Source organism: Rhodovulum strictum (assembly GCF_009649175.1).
GTDB classification, from domain to species: domain Bacteria; phylum Pseudomonadota; class Alphaproteobacteria; order Rhodobacterales; family Rhodobacteraceae; genus Rhodovulum; species Rhodovulum strictum.
Genome location: NZ_WJPO01000041.1, coordinates 1 through 17465, shown reverse-complemented (window position 1 = coordinate 17465; position 17465 = coordinate 1). Strand labels below are relative to the sequence as shown.

Sequence of the window (17465 nt, the reverse complement as noted above, 5' to 3'; positions counted from 1 at the left end):
TCTCCACCCCCGTCAGTTCGGGAGCTTGAATCACGCAGGCCGGACAGCTTCAAGTATATCAATGGGTCCTGACCCTAGCCAGGTCGGCAATTCTTCGACTTGGTGGGATGAAGCGTCACTTCTGCTCGATCAAAGCGGCAAGCTGACCGGAGGCTGACCGAACGCTGGCGAGCAGTGCTTTCCAATCGCTGGGCGGGTCGCCGTCCTCCAGCATGCCCTTGAACACCCGATAGGCATCCGTGCGGCTGTCATAGGCGCGCAGCGTGGTGTCGTCGTTCACCCAGGCGAAGATGATGATGCGGCTCTCGGCGTGAAAGCGGAAGAAAAGCCGGTACCGCTGAAAGAACTTCGCCCGGAACCAGTGCCGGTGCTCGTCGCCAAGCGTATTGCCCTGCCGAAACTTCGGGTCGGCCGGATCAGAAGGGATTTCTTCGAAGATCAGCTTGTTGATCGCAGCAAGGCGCTTGGTTGCGTTCTTGCTGCGATAGCCAGCCGGGTTTGCAGCCTTCAGGGCCGAGACCTTTTCGGCAAGTTCCGACACCTGATCAAGAAACAACGGGTGCGCGAACAGGGTCCAGCCGTTCACGACCAACGGCACGTTGGAGGCATCCGTCATTCATCTTCGGGCGACAGCGCCGCATCAAGGTCCACTTCGACACCGTCGACAAGCTCGGCCAGCTTGGCGCGCAGAGGCGCGTCCAGGCCCCGGACATGGCCGGGATTCTGGCGGATGTCCTGCGCCAGAAACGCGAGAAATGCGCCGATGGCAGGGTCTTCCGCGGTATCCGAGGCGCGGCGGAGGAGGACGTCGCCCTCAGGCAGGATGGTGTAGGAGATGCGATCGCGCTTTTTCAGGCCAAGCGCCTTGCGCACGACGCCGGGCATCGTGGTCTGATACTTGTCCGTCAGCGTGGACTCGACCTTGAGTTCAGCCAGCATGTGATTCTCCTTCACCCCGCAGGCTCAAGGTAATGCGAATGCATTACCCATTCAAGAACACAGCGGTGAAGGGCCTGTACCGCGCTTCAGGCCACCCGCAACATTGGTGCACCCATGCCCACCACCCGCAAAACCGTCCTCGCCGCGCTGCACGCGCGGCTGCAGCCGCTTGCCGCCCTCACCCTGCGTGACGAAGTGCTGCCCGAGCGGATCCCTGCGGCAGGGCTGATCATCCTGCGCGACGGCCAGCCCGGCGAGCCAGAGGTGACGCTGTCGCCGCTGCGCTATCACTACCAGCACCGGGCAGAACTTGAGGTTGTCGTCCAGGCGGGCACCAGCCGGTCAAGCGTCTTCGACGACCTGGTCGCCGCCATTGGCGCGGCACTTGAGGCGGACCGCACGCTGGGCGGCCTCTGTGACTGGGTCGAACCCGAGGCCCCGGCCTCGGTCGACCTGCCAGTCGAGGGCGCAGCGGCCCTGAAGGCGGCAGTGATTACCATCGTCCTGCATTACACCACGACCGGCCCTCTGGCCTGAATTCCTCACATAGGAGACCCCCATGGCACGCGCACACGGCGCGCGGGCGCAGATGGCGCTTGCGTTCGAGACAGTTTACGGCACCCCGCCCGCCAGCGGCTATCGGCTGATGCCCTTCGCCCGCACCACGCTGGGCGCAGAACAACCGCTTCTGAATTCGGAATTGCTCGGCTATGGCCGCGATCCCTTGGCCCCCGTCAAGGACGCCGTCACTGCCGATGGCGAGGTGGTGGTGCCGATCGACGTCGAGGCATTCGGCTTCTGGCTGAAGGCGGCCTTTGGCGCCCCGACCACGACCGGGACCACGCCCAAGACCCACACCTTCCAGTCGGGCAACTGGACCCTGCCCTCGATGGCCATCGAAGTCGCCATGCCCGAGGTGCCGCGCTTCGCGATGTATGCGGGCTGCGTGATGGACCAGCTCAGCTGGCAGATGAGCCGGTCGGGGCTGCTGACCGCGACCGCCCGCCTGATCGCGCAGGGCGAGGCCATCGCTGCAACCACGGCCGCAGGCACCCCGACCGCGCTGGGCCTGCAGCGCTTCGGCCATTTCAACGGCGTGGTGAAGCGCAACGGCACGGCCTTGGGCAACGTCGTCTCGGCCGAGATCACCTATGCCAACGGCCTCGACCGGATCGAGACCATCCGGAACGACGGCAAGATCGAGGGCGCCGATCCGGGCATGGCCGCGCTGACCGGTCGGATCGAGGTGCGGTTCGCCGACCCGGCGCTGGTGACCCAAGCCATCGACGGCACGCCTTGCGAGCTCGAGTTCGCCTACAGCCTCGGCGCCAACGCCAGCTTCACCTTCACCGCCCACGCCGTCTACCTGCCGGTCCCGCGGATCGAAATCCCCGGGCCCCAGGGCATCCAGGCCACCTTCGACTGGCAGGCCGCGAAGACCACCAGCCCCGCCCGCATGTGCACCGCCGTCCTCGTCAACACCGTCACGGGATACTGACCATGATCCGTCTGAACATTTCGAACCGGCCCGAATGGCTGGACCTGCTACCCGGCCTGCGCGTCCTGGTGGCGCCCCTCACCACCGCGCTGATGGTCTCAGCCCGCGCCGATCCCGTCATCGGCGGCCTGTCGGAAACCTCCAGCCAGGAGGACATGGCGCTGGCCATGGCCAAGGCCGTCGCCCGCCGCGCCGTGCTGGAATGGGAAGGTGTCGGTGACGATGACGGCAACCTCGTGCCAGTCAGCCCGGCCGGGATCGATGCGCTCCTCGAAATCTGGCCGGTCTTCGAAGCCTTCCAGGCGCAATATGTCGCCCGCGGTCTGATGCTGGATCAGGAAAAAAACGCCTCCGCGCCCTCGCCGACTGGTCCTTCGGCGGGGGCGACGGCTACTGCGCGGCCTGCGCAGGCCCCTGCCCGGACTGCCCCGCAAGACTGAACCGGCCGCAGACCATCGAGGGCTGGCAGGTCTGGGACCTGACCCAGCGCCTCGGCGGCCAGCTGCGGATCGCGCCGGGGGCGGTCATCGGATGGGACATGAGCGCCGCGCTGTCACTGGCCGAGGCGCTGGGCGTCAATGCCCTGATCGCCGCCGAACTGCTGCCCGAAATCGAGGCAGTGATGGTGCGCAAACTGAACGAGCAGATGGAAGGACGCCGGAATGGCTGAGAAGAAGGTCTCCGTCCGCCTCGTGGCGGAGGGCGGACGTCGCGTGCGCGCCGAACTGGAGGGTGTGGGCGAGGCCGGTGCCCGTGGCTTTGGCCGCCTGTCGCGCGAGATGGAACTGGCGAACACCCGGCTAGCGGCCTTCGCACGCCGCGCGGGGCTTGCACTTGGTGCCGCTGCTGCCGCCGCCACGGCTTCGCTCGGCCTCATCGTCCGCTCCACGGCCGAGAGTGCTGCCCAGATCCGGCTGTTCGCGCAGGTCGCCAATGCGACGCCGGAAACCCTGCAGCGCTGGTCGGCCGGGGCGCGGACGGTTGGCATCGAGCAGGAGAAGCTGGCCGATATCCTGAAGGACGTGAACGACCGGGTCGGTGATTTCCTGCAGACCGGCGGCGGGCCGATGGCCGACTTCTTCGAGAACGTCGCCCCGCGCGTGGGTGTCACGGCCGACGAGTTCGCCCGCCTCTCCGGCCCCGAAGCCCTCCAACTCTACGTCGACACGTTGGAACGCGCTGGGCTCAGCCAGCAGGAGATGACCTTCTATCTCGAGGCCATGGCCTCGGACGCCACGCGCCTGCTGCCGCTTTTGCGGAACGGCGGTGCGGAGATGGCCCGGCTTGGGGATCAGGCCTCGGACCTTGGCGCAGTTCTGGACGGTGATGCGCTGGAAGCCTTGCGCCGTACGCAACTGGCTCTGGGCACCGTGTCGCTCGTCTTCGATGGCCTCCGGAACCGGATCGCCGTGGCCGTGGCCCCGACCATCGAGGCGCTGGCCAATGCCTTCGTCGCCCTCGCGTCAGACGGTGGCATTCTGCGCTCGGCCATCGACACGCTGATCGGCAATCTCAGCCGTCTCGCCTCCTATGCCGCGACCTTCGCCGCCGTTATGGCCGGGCGCTGGGTGGCGGGAATGGCGGCGGCCGCCCTCTCCGTGCGCGGGCTCGCGACGGCGCTCGTCTTCCTGCGCGGCGCGCTGATCCGTACCGGCATCGGCGCGCTGATCGTCGGGGCGGGCGAGCTGGTCTATCAGTTCTCGCAACTCGTCGCCCGGGTCGGCGGGGTGGGCGAGGCGTTTCGCCTCCTCGGCGATCTGGCCCGCGAGGTGTGGTCGCGCATCGGCCTGTCGCTGGACGCCACCCTTGCCCGTATGGCGGCCGGATGGGAGGGGCTGAAAGCGGCCGGACTCTCTGCGCTGGAGGGCACCATCGCAGGCGTCGTCAGCTTCGGCGACCGGACGGCGGCGATCTTCCAGGGTGCCTATGACGCGGCGGTAGCCATCTGGGGCAGCCTGCCCGGCGCCATCGGCGATTTCGCCTTCCAGGCGGCAAACGGGCTCATCTCGGGCGTCGAGGCGATGCTGAACGGTGTTGTCACACGCATCAATAGCTTCATCGAGACGCTGAACGCTGCCCTCGCGCTGCTGCCCGAATGGGCGACGGGCGAAGGTGGCGTGCGGATCGGTATCCTCGACCCGGTGGAACTGGGGCGCATCGGCAATCCCTTCGAGGGGGCCGCGACCGCTGCGGGTGCTGCCGCCGCGGATGCCTTCTCGGCCGCGCTGGCGCGCAGCTATCTCGAACCGCCCGATCTCGGCCTCGGCGCGATGGCCGGCGACGCCCGCGCCCGGGCCGACGGCTATCGCGAGGCGGCCGGGATGCTGGCTGATGCCGCCGGTCGGCCGCTGGCCAGCTGGCAGGCGCTGAAGGATGCCGTCACCGGCACGGGGACCGAGGCAAAGACCGCGCTCGCGGATGCGGCTGGTGCGGCCGATGCCCTGACCACCGGGCTGAACGAAACGACCACCGCCGCCGATGGCGCAGGCGGGGCCGCGCGCGACGCCGGGGCGGCTGCAGCCGAAGGCGCGGACACTGCCCTCACGGGCTGGCAAGCTGTCACCGCAGCCCTCGCCGACTACGCTGCCAAGGCGCGCGACATCGGTGGCGATATCGGCAGCGCGCTGGTCGGGGCCTTCACCTCGGCCGAGAACGCCATCGGCGACTTCGTGAAGACTGGCAAGCTCGACTTCCGCGATCTGGTCACGTCGATGATCGCCGACCTCGCCAAGCTGGCGGCGCGGCGCTTCATCCTTGGCCCGATTGCGAACGCCCTTTCGGGTGCGCTGGGCGGCGCCGGTGGGATTTTCGCGAACATCCTGCATGCGGGCGGTTTGGTCGGTGCCCCGGGCCCCGGCCGGATGGTCCCGGCTCTGGCCTTTGCAGCTGCGCCCCGCATGCACAACGGGGGCTGGGCCGGGCTGCGCCCCGATGAGGTGCCCGCGATCCTGCAACGCGGAGAGCGGGTTCTCTCGAGGCGCGAAGCCGCCGGTTACGGCCAGGCGGGCGCCTCGACCATCAACGTCACGATCAACGCCCGCGACGCCGAGAGTTTCCGGCAATCCCGGACGCAGGTCGCCAGCGACATCGCCCGGGCAGTATCGCTCGGTCGAAGGGGGATGTGATGGCGTTTCACGAGGTCCGCTTTCCGGACAACATCAGCCGCGGGGCACGCGGTGGCCCCGAGCGGCGCACCCAGATCGTCGAGCTGGCAAGCGGGGCCGAGGAACGCAACGCCAGCTGGGCCAACTCGCGCCGCCGCTATGATGTCGCCTACGGCATCCGCCGCGCAGACGATCTGGCGGCGGTTGTCGCCTTTTTCGAGGCTCGCAATGGCCGCCTCCACGGTTTCCGCTTCAAGGACTGGGCGGACTTCAAATCCTGCCTTCCGTCGCAGACGCCAGGGGCGACCAACCAGCCCATCGGCACCGGGAACGGGGCTGCCACCCTTTTCCAGCTCACCAAGCGCTACGCCTCGGGCGCGCAGTCCTGGACGCGGGCGATCACCAAGCCCGTCGCCGGAACTGTGACCATCGCCCTGAACGGTACGCCACAAGCCTCCGGCTGGTCGGTTTCCACGACCACTGGCCTCATCACCTTCGCCACCGCCCCGGCCGCGGGCGTGGCAATCACCGCAGGCTTCGAATTCGACGTCCCCGTCCGGTTCGACACCGATGTCCTCGACGTCACCCTCGACCTCGAACTTCTCGGGTCGATCACCTCGATCCCCCTCGTGGAAATCCGCACATGAGGTCACTGATCCCCGTGCTTCAAGCCCATCTCGACGACGGTACCACCACCCTGTCCTGGTGCTGGCGCATCACTCGCGCCGATGGCGTGACCTTCGGCTTCACCGACCACGACCGGACCCTGTCGTTCGACGGGACCGAGTTCGAACCGGAAAGCGGTCTGACGGCCTCCGAGGTGCGGTCTGGCTCTGACCTGTCAGTCGACGCACAAGACGCGCAAGGCGTGCTCTCCTCCGACCGGATCACAGAGACCGACATCCTCGACGGCCGGTGGGACAATGCGGCGGTCGAGGTCTGGCGGGTGAACTGGTCGGCTCCTGCGCAGCGCGTGCTTCTGCGGCGCGGGGCCATCGGCCAGATCCGGCGCGGGAGGCTCGCCTTCGTGGCGGAGGTCCGGTCGTTGGCCCATGTCCTCGGCCAGACCGTGGGGCGGACGTTCCAGGCCAGCTGCGATGCCGCGCTGGGCGATGCGCGCTGCGGCGTGAACCTCGAGGCACCGGCCTTCAAGGGCACCGGCGCGGTCATCGATGTGCTGCGCGACCGGGCCTTCACGGCATCGGGCCTCGCCAGTTTCGCGGCGGGCTGGTTTGCCTTCGGACTGGTCGAATGGTCGACCGGTGCGAATGCCGGGCGACGGGTCGAGGTACTGTCGCATGACCTCGTCGACGGCGTGGCGATCCTGACCCTGCTGGAAGCGCCGGTGCGACCTATCACGGCAACGGATGCCTTCCTGGTCCGCGCAGGCTGCGACAAGCGGATGGCGACCTGCGGCACGAAGTTCGCCAATGTCGCGAACTTTCGCGGTTTTCCGCACATCCCGGGCCAAGACGCAGTCCTTCGCTACGCCACCAAGGATGGCGGCCATGAGGGGGCGGTGCTGTGACCGCGCAAACACCGACTGCCGATCCTGCCCGCGTCATCTCCGCCGCGCGATCCTGGCTCGGCACGCCCTATCATGACCAGGCCAGCCTGCGCGGCGTCGGCTGCGACTGCCTCGGCCTCGCGCGCGGTGTTTGGCGCGAGGTAGTGGGGCCGGAGCCGTTCCCGATCCCGCCCTACAGCCGGGACTGGGGCGAGACCGGCCCGCGCGAGGTGCTGGCGGACGGCGCGCGACGGATGATGCCAGAGATCGCACCTGCCGACGCCCCACCCGGTGCGTTGATCATGTTCCGGATGGTGCCCCGCGCCATCGCCAAGCATGTGGGCATCCTCACCGGGCCCGACACCTTCCTTCACGCCTACGAACGCCTCGGCGTGATCGAGGAACCGCTGACACCGACTTGGGCGCGCAAGATCGCCTTCGCCTTTCTGTTCCCTGCTCGCTGAGATTTTCGTAATGGCCACGCTCGTCCTCGGTGCCGTCGGCTCCGCCATCGGCGGGGCCTTTGGCGGTGCGATCCTCGGCTTCTCTGGCGCTGCCATCGGTGGCTTCATCGGCTCGACCATCGGGTCGGTGGTGGACAGCTGGATCGTGTCCTCGTTGGCCCCTGCGCAGAAGATCGAGGGCCAGCGCCTCGACAGCTTGCGGATCACCTCGGCCACCGAAGGGGCGATCATCCCGCGCCTCTACGGCCGCATGCGCATTGGCGGCAACATCATCTGGGCCACGGATTTCCGGGAGGAGACGAAGACCACCACGCAAGGCGGCGGCAAGGGCGGCGGCGGTGGCCGGGTCCAGACGACCGAGTATCTGTACTATGCCAGCTTCGCTGTGGCCCTGTGCGAGGGTCCGATCACCGGCATCGGCCGCATCTGGGCCGACGGCAAGCCGCTCGACATGACGGGGATCACCTGGCGCTGGTATCCTGGGAACGAGGCGCAAGCGGCCGATCCCTTCATTTCGGCAAAGATGGGAGCGGCCAACACCCCGGCCTTTCGCGGGACAGCCTATGTCGTCTTGGAGGAACTGGCGCTTGCCACCTACGGCAATCGCCTGCCGCAACTGTCCTTCGAGGTCTTCCGGCCGCTTGCGGATCCCGACACCGCCGAGGGGCAGGTGAAGGCGGTGACCATGATCCCGGCCTCTGGCGAGTTCACCTATGCGACCGAAGCCGTCCGCAAGACGGTGGGCGCCACGACCACGGTGTTCGGCCAGACCACCGGTGGCACGACCTCGGCCGAGAACCTCAACGCGCTGCCCGACGAGGCCGACATCGTCGTGGCGCTGGATCGGCTGCAGGCGATGGCCCCGGCCGTGGAAAGCGTCAGCCTCGTCGTGGCCTGGTTCGGCGATGACTTGCGCGCGGGCAATTGCACCATCAAACCGGGCGTCGAGGTGGCGATGAAGGTCACCAGCCCGAAGGTCTGGTCCGTGAATGGCGTGGCGCGGGCGAGTGCGCATCTGGTCAGCCGTGACGCCGAGGACCGCCCGGTCTACGGCGGCACGCCTGCCGACTTTGCGGTGGTGCAGGCGATCCGCGAGATGAAGGCGCGCGGGCTGCGGGTCACCTTCTATCCCTTCCTGCTGATGGACGTGCCGCCCGGAAATACCCTGCCGAACCCCTATTCCAACAACGCCGCCACACCGGGCCAGCCGAGTTTCCCGTGGCGGGGCCGGATCACCTGTTCCCCGGCGGCGGGCTATACCGGGACCGCGGACAAGACAGCCGCGGCCGCGACGCAGGTCTCCAGCTTCTTCGGCGCGGCCACAGCAGCGCAGTTCGTGGTCGCGGGCGACACTGTCAGCTGGACCGGTCCCTCGGGCGACTGGGGCCTGCGCCGCATGATCCTGCATTATGCCCATCTCTGCGCGGCGGCGGGCGGCGTCGATGCCTTCCTGATCGGCACCGAGATGCGCGGCCTGACGACGATCCGCTCCAGCGCCAGCGCCTATCCGGCGGTCACCGCCTTCAAGGCACTGGCGGCGGACGTGAAGGCCGTCCTCGGGGCGGGCACCAAGGTCGGCTACGCTTCGGACTGGTCCGAGTATTTCGGTCACCAGCCAGGAGACGGCACGGGGGACGTGTTCTTTCACCTCGACCCGCTCTGGTCGGATGCCAATATCGATCTCATCGGGATCGACAATTACATGCCGCTCTCCGACTGGCGGGATGGCTTCGACCACGCCGATGCCCTCGAGGGCTGGCCCGCGATCCATGATCGGGCCTACCTGCAGGCCAACATTGCGGGTGGCGAAGGCTTCGACTGGTTCTACGCCTCGGCGGCCAACCGGTCGGCGCAAATCCGCACGCCCATCACGGACGGGGCCGCAGGCAAGCCATGGGTCTTCCGCTACAAGGATCTCCGCGCCTGGTGGTCGAACCCGCATTTCAACCGGCCGGGCGGGGTAGAAAGCGGAACGCCCACGGCATGGGTGCCGCAATCCAAGCCCGTCTGGTTTACCGAACTCGGCTGCCCGGCCATCGACCGGGGCACGAACCAGCCCAACGTGTTCTTCGACCCGAAGTCGTCCGAGAGCTTCACGCCCCACTTCTCGCGCGGCTGGCGCGATGATGCCATCCAGCGTGCCTATCTCGAGGCCAGCTATCTCTGGTGGGGCGAGGGCACGAACAACCCGACGTCGTCCGTCTACGGCGACCGGATGGTGCATGTTCCGGAATGCGCCGCCTGGACCTGGGATGCGCGGCCCTATCCGTTCTTCCCCGAACTGACCGGGGTCTGGACGGACGGTCCAAACTGGCGCCTCGGCCACTGGCTGACCGGTCGGCTCGGCGCGGTGTCGTTGGCGGCACTCGTGCGGCACCTTTGCCTGCGCGCCGGGCTGGCGGAAGACCTCATCGACGTCACCGGCCTCTGGGGCGCGGTCGAAGGCTATGTCATCGGCGCGCTGGAAAGCCCCCGCGCCTCGATTTCCACCTTGGCACGGCATTTCGGCTTCGATGCCATCGAGACCGAGGGCCTGATCCGCTTCGTGATGCGCGGCCGGGCATCCAGCCTCACCCTGACCGTGGATGATCTGGTCGCCAGCCGCGAAGGCGAGGCGTTCGAACTGACCCGCGGCCAGGAAACCGAACTGCCGCAGGCGCTGAAGTGGCAGGTCGCCCGTGCAGATGAGGACTATGATGCCGCGCTGGTCGAGGCGCGGCGCATCACCGTCGACACCACGCGTATCGCCTCGGAAAGCTTCCCCATGGCGATCCCACCCGAGGAGGCCGAACGCCGCTGCCGTCGCGCGTTGATGGAGGCGTGGATCGGCCGGGAAAGCGCCACCTTCCGCCTGCCGCCCTCGCGGCTGGCCCTCGACCCTGCGGACGTGATCCGGCTCGTCCATGACGGTCGTGAAGTCGAGTTCCGACTGGTTTCCGTCGCCGATGCCGAAGCGCGGGGCATCGAGGCAGTGCGCCAGGACCGTGCCGCCTATGACCTGCCGCCCGGCGATCCCCGGCCCGCGTCGCTCGCCAGCCCCGTCGTCTTCGGGACGCCGGAGGTGGTGATTCTGGACCTGCCACAGATCAGCGAGGACCAGCCCGCCCATCGCCCGCTGATCGCCGCCTATGCCAGCCCCTGGCCCGGCGAGATCGCGGTCTTCCGCAGCGCGTCCACCGACGGCTTCAACCTCCTGACCACCATCGGCAGTCGGGCGCGGATCGGCACGCTAGTCTTCGACTTCTTTCCGGGGCCAACCTCGCGCTTCGATCTCGGCAACGCGCTGGTGGTCGACCTGCTGTCCGGAACGCTGGAGAGTGTGACCGACGTTGCCCTGTTCGGCGGGGCGAATGCGCTGGCCGTGGAGACGGAGGCCGGGGTCTGGGAGATCGTCCAGGCTGGCCAAGCCGAACTGATTGCCGCTGGCCGCTACCGGCTCACCCGCCTCCTGCGCGGCCTGCGCGGGACGGAACATGCCATGGGCAACCCGGCTCCGGCTGGCGCGCGGGTCGTGGTGCTTGACACGACGCTGGCCTCGCTACCCATCGCCGAGGCCGATCTCGGACTGCCGTGGAACTGGCGTGTCGGCCCGGCCGCCCGGGCGGTCAGTGACGCGAGCTATGCCGCGCTGGGCTTAACCCCCACTGGCCGGGGGCTTGTTCCCTTCGCCACGGTCCATGTCGAGCAGCCATGGCGAACGGCTCGTAGCTCGGGCGATCTGACGATCCGCTGGACGCGGCGATCCCGGGCGCTGGTCGCTGATGCCTGGGAACAGGTCGAAGTGCCGCTGGCCGAAGACCTGGAAAGCTATGACGTCCAGATCCTCGACGGGGCATCGATCAAGCGCACACTGACCAGCAGCACGACATCCGTACTCTACACCGCCGCCCAGCAGACAGCCGATTGGGGCGCACCGCTCGGCCCCGGCCAGACGCTGGCGATCCGCATCTACCAGCTTTCGAACCGCCTCGGCCGTGGCACGCCTGCGGCCGTGACCCTCCAGTTCTGACGGGATTTCCCATGTCCGACACCACGACCCATCTGGGCTTGCCTTACCTCCTGGCCGCCCAGGCGCAGAAGCATGTCACCCACAACGAGGCGCTGCGCCTGCTCGATGCCATGGTGCAGCTCTCTGTCCTCGACCGCACGCGCACCGCGCCCCCGGCCAGTCCCGCCGACAGCAATCGGCACCTTGTGGCCTCCGGTGCAACAGGCCTCTGGGCCGGATGGGACCTGAACATCGCCTTCTGGGTCGATGGCGCGTGGATCCGGCTGGTGCCGCGCACCGGCTGGCTGGTCTGGGTCGCGGCGGAAGGCCTGTTCCTCGTCTGGACAGGCAGCGCCTGGCAGGTGGTGGGCGAGCCGCGCGACGTCTCGGACGCAGTGTTCAGCCTGGTGAACGATGCGGACCCGACGAAGAAGGCCACCTTCTCGCTGGCGGGCATCAGCGCCGGGACGACGCGCAGCTTCACGCTGCCGAACACCTCGTCCGAACTGGCGATCCTCGCTGGCACGCAGACCTTCACCGGCAACAAGACTTTCTCCGGTACGCTGACAGCATCCGGAACCGTGACGGTGTCGGCTGCCAGCGCCTCGATCGGCACGGCGACGACGACCGCCACCTATGGCATGGGCACCGGCGCCACGACCACGGGCGTGACCAAGACCGTTAACATCGGCACTGGCGGCGCCACCGGATCAACCACGGTCGTGAACATCGGCTCTGCGACGGCTGGCGCGGGCGGCACCACGGTGGTGAACACGCCCACCGTCACCTTCGCCAATCCCGTCACACAGGTCGGCATGCCGCAGGCGAACCTGACGGCGCAGCTTCTTGGCCTCGGCGGGGCGACGGCCGACAGCTACAACCGCCTGTCGGTCAACACGCCTGCGGTGCTGCTGAACAACGCAGGCGCGGGCATCGAGACGACCGTCAACAAGGCTGCGGCCGGGAATGACGCGGCCTTCGCCTTCAAGACCGGCTTCTCGGCCCGCGCCCTCATCGGGTTGCTCGGGAATGATGATTTCAGCTTCAAGGTCAGTCCGGATGGGTCGGCCTTCTACGACGCGATCCGTATCGACCGCACCAACGGCCAGGTGGAACTGCTGCAGCCGACGGTATTGCCGGGACTGGCCGCAGCGCCTACCCCGCCGCCCGCAGGCAAGGCCGCTGTCTATGCCCGCAGCCGCGCCGGGGCGCCATGGATCGACGTGATGCGTCCCTCGGGGCGGGACTTTCCGCTGCAGCCGCATTTCGGGGTGAACCGGATCGCCACGTGGTCGCCGTCGGTCACGACGACGATCACCACCGAAGGGATGCCGATCACTTCGGTCGGCACCGTTTCGCACCCGACGCTGGCCGCCACGAACCTTGCCGCCAGCATGCGGCGCTGGCGTCTGACCTCGGCGGCCGCCGTGGACTCGGTCGCCGACCAGCGATCCGCAGGCTGGGCCTGCTGGCGCGGCAACGCCGCGGGCCTCGGCGGCTGGACCTTCGTCACGCGGATTTCGCTGACGACCCTGCAGGCAACTGGCATGGGGTTCTTCGGCCTCTATGGATCGACGGCCGCGCTGGCCACCACCCTGACGCTGGCTGCGGTGGTGAATTGCATCGGCATCGGCTTCCAGCGCGGGACGCACACCCGCTGGCAGCTGGTCGCGAACGACGGCACCGGCGCACCGACCCTGACCGACATGGGGGCGTCCTTCGCTATCGCCACTGGTGGCGTGCTGACGCTCTTCATCGCCGCCCCGCCGAATGGCAGCTCGGTCTGGCTGCGTGTCGTCGACGAGGTTTCCGGCGCGGTCTTCGAGCAGGAGATCACCGCCGACCTGCCCGCCGCGACACAGTTCCTGTCGCCGCGGCTGTTCCTGAACACCGGCGCGACAGCCGCTGCAGTCGCCTACGACTGTGCCGGGGTCTACCTCGAAACTGATTTCTGACCAACCGCAGCCTGCGGCAATGAAAGGACCATCATGAACGACCAGACCACTCTCGCCGGGGAGGTCGCGCGGGCTTTTCGGGACCACGGGATCACCGCCGCGCTGACCGCCCTGATCGGTGGCACCATGGCCTTGATCGCGGCGATCACGCGCAAGGCCTTCACCAACGAGGCCCTGCTGGATCGTCTTGATCGCGAACTCATCACCGAACGCGACCGCTCCGACAAGCAGCGCAGCGAAGATCGCAAGGTGGATGGCGACCGCCTCGACCGGATCGAGACGGACATCCGATCCATGCGGGACATGCTCTTCGACGCCTTCCAGCGCGGCCGATCAGACTGACCGCCTGGCGACCACACCACAACGACCATGTCCCCCGCCCCAGAGGCGGGTTTTTTCATCTGGAGGATCCACCATGCCGACCCTGACCTACCCCCACTGGCGCGATGTGCCAGCGACTGCCTGGCGCTGGCCGAACTTCTCGGCCGCCGAGATCGCCTGTCGCGGCACCGGCGCGATCAAGATTAACACCGAGGCGATGGACAAGCTCCAAGCCCTGCGCGACCGCCTCGGCAAGCCTCTCATCATCCGCTCCGCCTATCGCAGCCCCGAACACAACCGTGCTGTCGGTGGCGCCCCGGCCTCGAAGCATATGCAGGGCACGGCCTTCGACATCGCCATGGCAAACCATGATCCGGTGGCCTTCGAGGCGGCGGCACGGGCAGTCGGGTTCCTCGGTTTCGGCTATTACCCCCGGTCGGGCTTCATGCACATCGACCTTGGTCCTGCCCGGTCCTGGGGCAATCCCTTCCCCGCTCGGCCGGTGCCCTTCGCCTCGGAACTGCCGCCCGCGCGCGAAGTCCTGTCGGACAGCCGCACCCTGCGCGGTGGGGGCGCGGCGGGTGCCGCTACAATCGGCGCGGCAGGGGTCGAAGTGTTGCAGGATGTTCTTGCCGAGACGCAGTCCACCATCCAGCCACTGGTGCCCTATCTCGACACCCTGCGCTGGGTGCTGATTGCCATCGCGCTGATCGGCATCGCCGTCACGATCCACGCCCGGCTCGACGACTGGAAACGGGGGCAGCGGTGATCGGCTGGCTTCTGACCCATGGCCCGGCGCGAAAAGCGCTGGGCCTCATCCTCGCCGCCGCAGCGATCCTGCTGTTCCTCCTGAACCTGCGCCGTGCCGGTGAACGCGCTGGGCGCGCCGCCGAACGGTTTGATGCCCGAGAGAGAAACGATGCTATCCACCGCGAGATGCTCGACGCCGCTGCCCGCCGCCCTTCTGATCGCGATGCTCTGGCTGAGCGCCTGCGCGATGGGCGGTTCTGAGACCCGCGCGCCCTGCCCACGCGTGGTTGACTACACGGCCGCCGAGCAGGCGCGGGCGGGCGACGAGGTCGAAGCGCTGCCGGAAGGCGCGGTCATCGTCCGGATGCTGAGCGACTACGCTGTCTTGCGTGATCAAGCGCGGGCGTGCCAATTATGACATAGCGTGGGCCTCGGCACCGATTTCTCAGCCGAGGCGCGTTGTTCTCGATCAGCGGTATTGTCTCATGATTGAATGGCCCTTTGAGTTCCAGCGTGTGCAAGACGCCCTCGACAGGCGGACCATGACGGGCCAGGAAGCTGCTCGCGAAATCTTCGTCGCAAGACGGAAGCATGGCCCGCCTTGGCACTGGAAAAACTGGAAGCGCGCCAGGGTTCAATTCCTTGGTTCGGAATGCGCAACATGCGGCGCCGACCATGAAGCTGTACTTGTTCTGCAGCACACTGTGAGAATACCCCGTGTTCAGCCCTATTTGGACAAGGCCAAGGCTGAATATGAGTCACGGGAACCTGCCCACGACTATCGCGCTGAGTTGCGGGAAGAATGCTACGCGATCCGAGACGCCGTAGTTCCGGAAATGCGGGACTGCTGCCCTCTATGCTTCAGCCTTTCGATTCAGTTTCGCAAAAAGGCAGCGACGTGGATATGCAACAGCCCGGTTGGTCGGGGCTACTGCGGTCACGTTTTCGAAGTTCCGGCAAAGAAGGAGGCCCTCACAGCGGCGCAGAAACGCGGTATCCGCGCGCGAAAGTATATGGCTTGGCGCGAGAAGGCGACAAACTGGGAGGGCGATTGGAAGCGCGGAGCGATTCTCGCATGGCTTGCGGATTTCCGGGAGTATCTGTCGCTGAAGCACACAAAGACGCTGTGTAAGCGTTGTGCTTTCCTGGAGGACATGACTGATCTGAAGCCATGCCTCGAGTGCGGATTTGCGTTTTCCAGGACAGAGACTGCGTGTCCCGACTGCGGCCGTGAGGTCGCCGAGGCTCAAGCTGACAGCGCGGAGGGAGAGACGGATGGCGGCCCAACCCAGAACGATGACGGTGGAAATCGATGATGAGCTGCACGAGTTCCTGACGTTGATGGTGAGCGACGCAGGGCCCTATCAATCCGTCAGCGCCTATGTTGAAGACTTGATCCAGCGCGACATGGCAAACCACGAGGCCGCGGCCCTTACGCATTTGCTTGCGGAACTTCTCACTGCGTTCAGCGCCCCAGAATCCACCTACCACCCGTCCTCGGCCGCGGAGGTGATCGCGCGCAACCGCATTTGACGGTTCAGCCGCGTCTCTTGATCCGGGGCCATCCATTCCAAGGTTCATCGAACGGCATAATCTGCCTATGGAACAGTCGTGCGGAGAATAGCGGATCTAATCTCCGCAAAATCTGCGGTGATTGGGCATGATGGCAGCGCGGGGTGCGGACCTGCGCAGGTTGCTTGGAACCGAACAGCATGTTACAAAACCTAGGACAAGATGCACTTTCGTCCGAGGTTTTGTAACTATGCTTGCGTCGGATCAGGGCCAGCGTGCCCGGATGATCGACTACATGGAAGTTCATGCGCCAGCCCGTTCAAGGGATCTGGCCTCCATCGGCGTGAGCAGAACCACCATCGCGAGGGCGGTGGCAGATGGCGTGGTGGTACGGATCGGGCGGGGCCTATATCAGCTACCAGACAGCGAGCCAGACCTTCATGCTGGGCTGATCGAGATCGCCAAGCTCGCACCGAAAGCCGTCATCTGCCTGACCTCGGCTCTATCCTTTCATCAGCTGACTGACCAGCTGCCACGCCGGGTATGGATCGCCATCGGCGCCAAGGACTGGTCCCCGAAGATCGAATACCCGCGCATCCGCATCGTGCGCTTCCGTGAGCACGCGCATACCGATCACCGTGGACCTCGGCTTCGGCGATGCCTTGGCGGATCCGCAATTCGAGATTGAGTATGGATCCCTGCTCGACTTCCCTGCCGCATCGATCCGTGCCTACTCCCCGGCAACGGTCATCGCCGAGAAGTTTCAGGCCATGGTGGCGCTGGGCTTGGCGAACAGCCGGATGAAGGATCTCTATGATCTGTGGACGCTGCCGAAGTCTGTCAACATCGACATGGGCGACCTCACTGCCGCGATCAGAGGAACCTTCGCTCGACGCGATACCATTGTTCCAGCCGCCTGCCCTATCGGTCTGTCGGAGGAGTTCTCGACCGACCAGGCGAAGATGACGCAGTGGCGGGCCTACTCTGGGGGCACGGCTCTCGACGGGCGGCCGCTCGCGGAGGTCACTGCGGAGATCTGGGCTTGGCTTGAACCGGCATGCAGGGCGGCGGCATGATTGCCGCGTTCTGCGCGATCATCTGGCCCGTCGATGGGGGCCTCGTGTAACGTTGAGTTGTTGTTGAGGTAAACGCGTTTGCTTATACACAAGCGAAACGCTCAACATTGAAGTCTTTGGTTTTATTGAAGTTTTTGGTTGCGGGGGTAGGATTTGAACCTACGACCTTCAGGTTATGAGCCTAAACATAGCGGATTCCAATAACTTAAGGAAACCAACAGCTTGCCCGATAAGCGCTTGATTTCACGAACTTTCCACCCTGACACTGGCTGACCCCGGCTTATTCGTCCAATTCGGCCGGAAAAGTTGCGTGCGCCTGAAAGCGCTGTAGTTTCAAGCTGCTAGACCAGA

19 protein-coding genes are annotated in these 17465 nt (G+C 66.6%); 17 read left to right on the top strand and 2 right to left on the bottom strand.

Annotated elements, in window-relative coordinates; all coding sequences use genetic code 11:
• Positions 1-115: 115 nt before the first annotated feature.
• Both GH815_RS17575 and GH815_RS17570 read right to left on the bottom strand, forming a co-directional pair.
• Positions 116-616 (bottom strand): type II toxin-antitoxin system YhaV family toxin, encoded by a 501-nt coding sequence (locus GH815_RS17575; protein ID WP_153750042.1) that lies wholly within the window; start codon positions 614-616, stop codon positions 116-118.
• Positions 613-939 carry a type II toxin-antitoxin system PrlF family antitoxin gene (locus tag GH815_RS17570; protein WP_153750041.1) on the bottom strand — a complete coding sequence of 109 codons (327 nt, stop codon included), beginning with the start codon at positions 937-939 and terminating at the stop codon, positions 613-615. Before GH815_RS17570 ends, GH815_RS17575 begins: the two co-directional genes overlap by 4 nt.
• Before the next feature lie 114 nt (positions 940-1053).
• Here GH815_RS17570 and GH815_RS17565 point away from each other — a divergent pair, with 114 nt between their 5' ends.
• From GH815_RS17565 to GH815_RS17490, 17 genes are all read left to right on the top strand, one after another.
• On the top strand, positions 1054-1476 hold the full coding sequence (locus GH815_RS17565; protein WP_153750040.1) for an acyl-CoA transferase: 423 nt from the start codon (positions 1054-1056) through the stop codon (positions 1474-1476).
• Between the two features lie 22 nt (positions 1477-1498).
• Positions 1499-2437 carry a phage tail tube protein gene (locus GH815_RS17560; protein WP_153750039.1) on the top strand — a complete coding sequence of 313 codons (939 nt, stop codon included), beginning with the start codon at positions 1499-1501 and terminating at the stop codon, positions 2435-2437.
• A gap of 2 nt (positions 2438-2439) precedes the next feature.
• Entirely contained in the window at positions 2440-2877 is a 438-nt protein-coding gene (locus GH815_RS17555) for a hypothetical protein (RefSeq protein ID WP_153750038.1), read from the top strand.
• Entirely contained in the window at positions 2874-3107 is a 234-nt protein-coding gene (locus tag GH815_RS19580; RefSeq protein WP_425541992.1) for a DUF7697 family protein, read from the top strand. The genes GH815_RS17555 and GH815_RS19580 overlap by 4 nt, the downstream gene beginning before the upstream one ends.
• Positions 3100-5562 (top strand): phage tail tape measure C-terminal domain-containing protein, encoded by a 2463-nt coding sequence (locus GH815_RS17550; protein WP_153750037.1) that lies wholly within the window; start codon positions 3100-3102, stop codon positions 5560-5562. The genes GH815_RS19580 and GH815_RS17550 overlap by 8 nt, the downstream gene beginning before the upstream one ends.
• Positions 5562-6188 carry a DUF2460 domain-containing protein gene (locus GH815_RS17545; RefSeq protein ID WP_153750036.1) on the top strand — a complete coding sequence of 209 codons (627 nt, stop codon included), beginning with the start codon at positions 5562-5564 and terminating at the stop codon, positions 6186-6188. The genes GH815_RS17550 and GH815_RS17545 overlap by 1 nt, the downstream gene beginning before the upstream one ends.
• Positions 6185-7069 carry a DUF2163 domain-containing protein gene (locus GH815_RS17540; RefSeq protein ID WP_153750035.1) on the top strand — a complete coding sequence of 295 codons (885 nt, stop codon included), beginning with the start codon at positions 6185-6187 and terminating at the stop codon, positions 7067-7069. Before GH815_RS17545 ends, GH815_RS17540 begins: the two co-directional genes overlap by 4 nt.
• Complete coding sequence (locus tag GH815_RS17535; protein ID WP_343030948.1) at positions 7066-7512, top strand: NlpC/P60 family protein; 447 nt, start codon at positions 7066-7068, stop codon at positions 7510-7512. Before GH815_RS17540 ends, GH815_RS17535 begins: the two co-directional genes overlap by 4 nt.
• 10 nt (positions 7513-7522) lie before the next feature.
• Positions 7523-11521, top strand: coding sequence for a baseplate multidomain protein megatron (locus tag GH815_RS17530; RefSeq protein ID WP_153750034.1), 3999 nt, complete (start codon positions 7523-7525; stop codon positions 11519-11521).
• Positions 11522-11532: 11 nt separating this feature from the next.
• A complete protein-coding gene (locus GH815_RS17525; RefSeq protein ID WP_153750033.1) occupies positions 11533-13455 on the top strand; it encodes a DUF2793 domain-containing protein in 1923 nt (640 codons plus the stop codon).
• A 33-nt stretch (positions 13456-13488) separates the two neighbouring features.
• Positions 13489-13797: a hypothetical protein gene (locus tag GH815_RS17520; RefSeq protein ID WP_036707062.1), complete on the top strand. Its 309-nt coding sequence runs from the start codon at positions 13489-13491 to the stop codon at positions 13795-13797.
• A 73-nt stretch (positions 13798-13870) separates the two neighbouring features.
• Positions 13871-14545 carry a YcbK family protein gene (locus tag GH815_RS17515; RefSeq protein ID WP_153750032.1) on the top strand — a complete coding sequence of 225 codons (675 nt, stop codon included), beginning with the start codon at positions 13871-13873 and terminating at the stop codon, positions 14543-14545.
• Complete coding sequence (locus tag GH815_RS17510; protein ID WP_407072196.1) at positions 14542-14787, top strand: hypothetical protein; 246 nt, start codon at positions 14542-14544, stop codon at positions 14785-14787. The genes GH815_RS17515 and GH815_RS17510 overlap by 4 nt, the downstream gene beginning before the upstream one ends.
• 22 nt (positions 14788-14809) lie before the next feature.
• The gene (locus GH815_RS19445; protein ID WP_281354810.1) at positions 14810-14944 is read left to right on the top strand and encodes a hypothetical protein; all 135 of its coding nucleotides are present in this window, start codon (positions 14810-14812) and stop codon (positions 14942-14944) included.
• A gap of 857 nt (positions 14945-15801) precedes the next feature.
• Positions 15802-16059, top strand: coding sequence for an addiction module antitoxin (locus GH815_RS17500; protein WP_153750031.1), 258 nt, complete (start codon positions 15802-15804; stop codon positions 16057-16059).
• A 262-nt stretch (positions 16060-16321) separates the two neighbouring features.
• A complete protein-coding gene (locus GH815_RS17495; RefSeq protein ID WP_170290384.1) occupies positions 16322-16726 on the top strand; it encodes a type IV toxin-antitoxin system AbiEi family antitoxin domain-containing protein in 405 nt (134 codons plus the stop codon).
• Positions 16677-17114, top strand: a complete 438-nt coding sequence (locus GH815_RS17490; RefSeq protein WP_170290383.1) for a nucleotidyl transferase AbiEii/AbiGii toxin family protein — start codon at positions 16677-16679, stop codon at positions 17112-17114. Before GH815_RS17495 ends, GH815_RS17490 begins: the two co-directional genes overlap by 50 nt.
• Positions 17115-17465 lie beyond the last annotated feature (351 nt).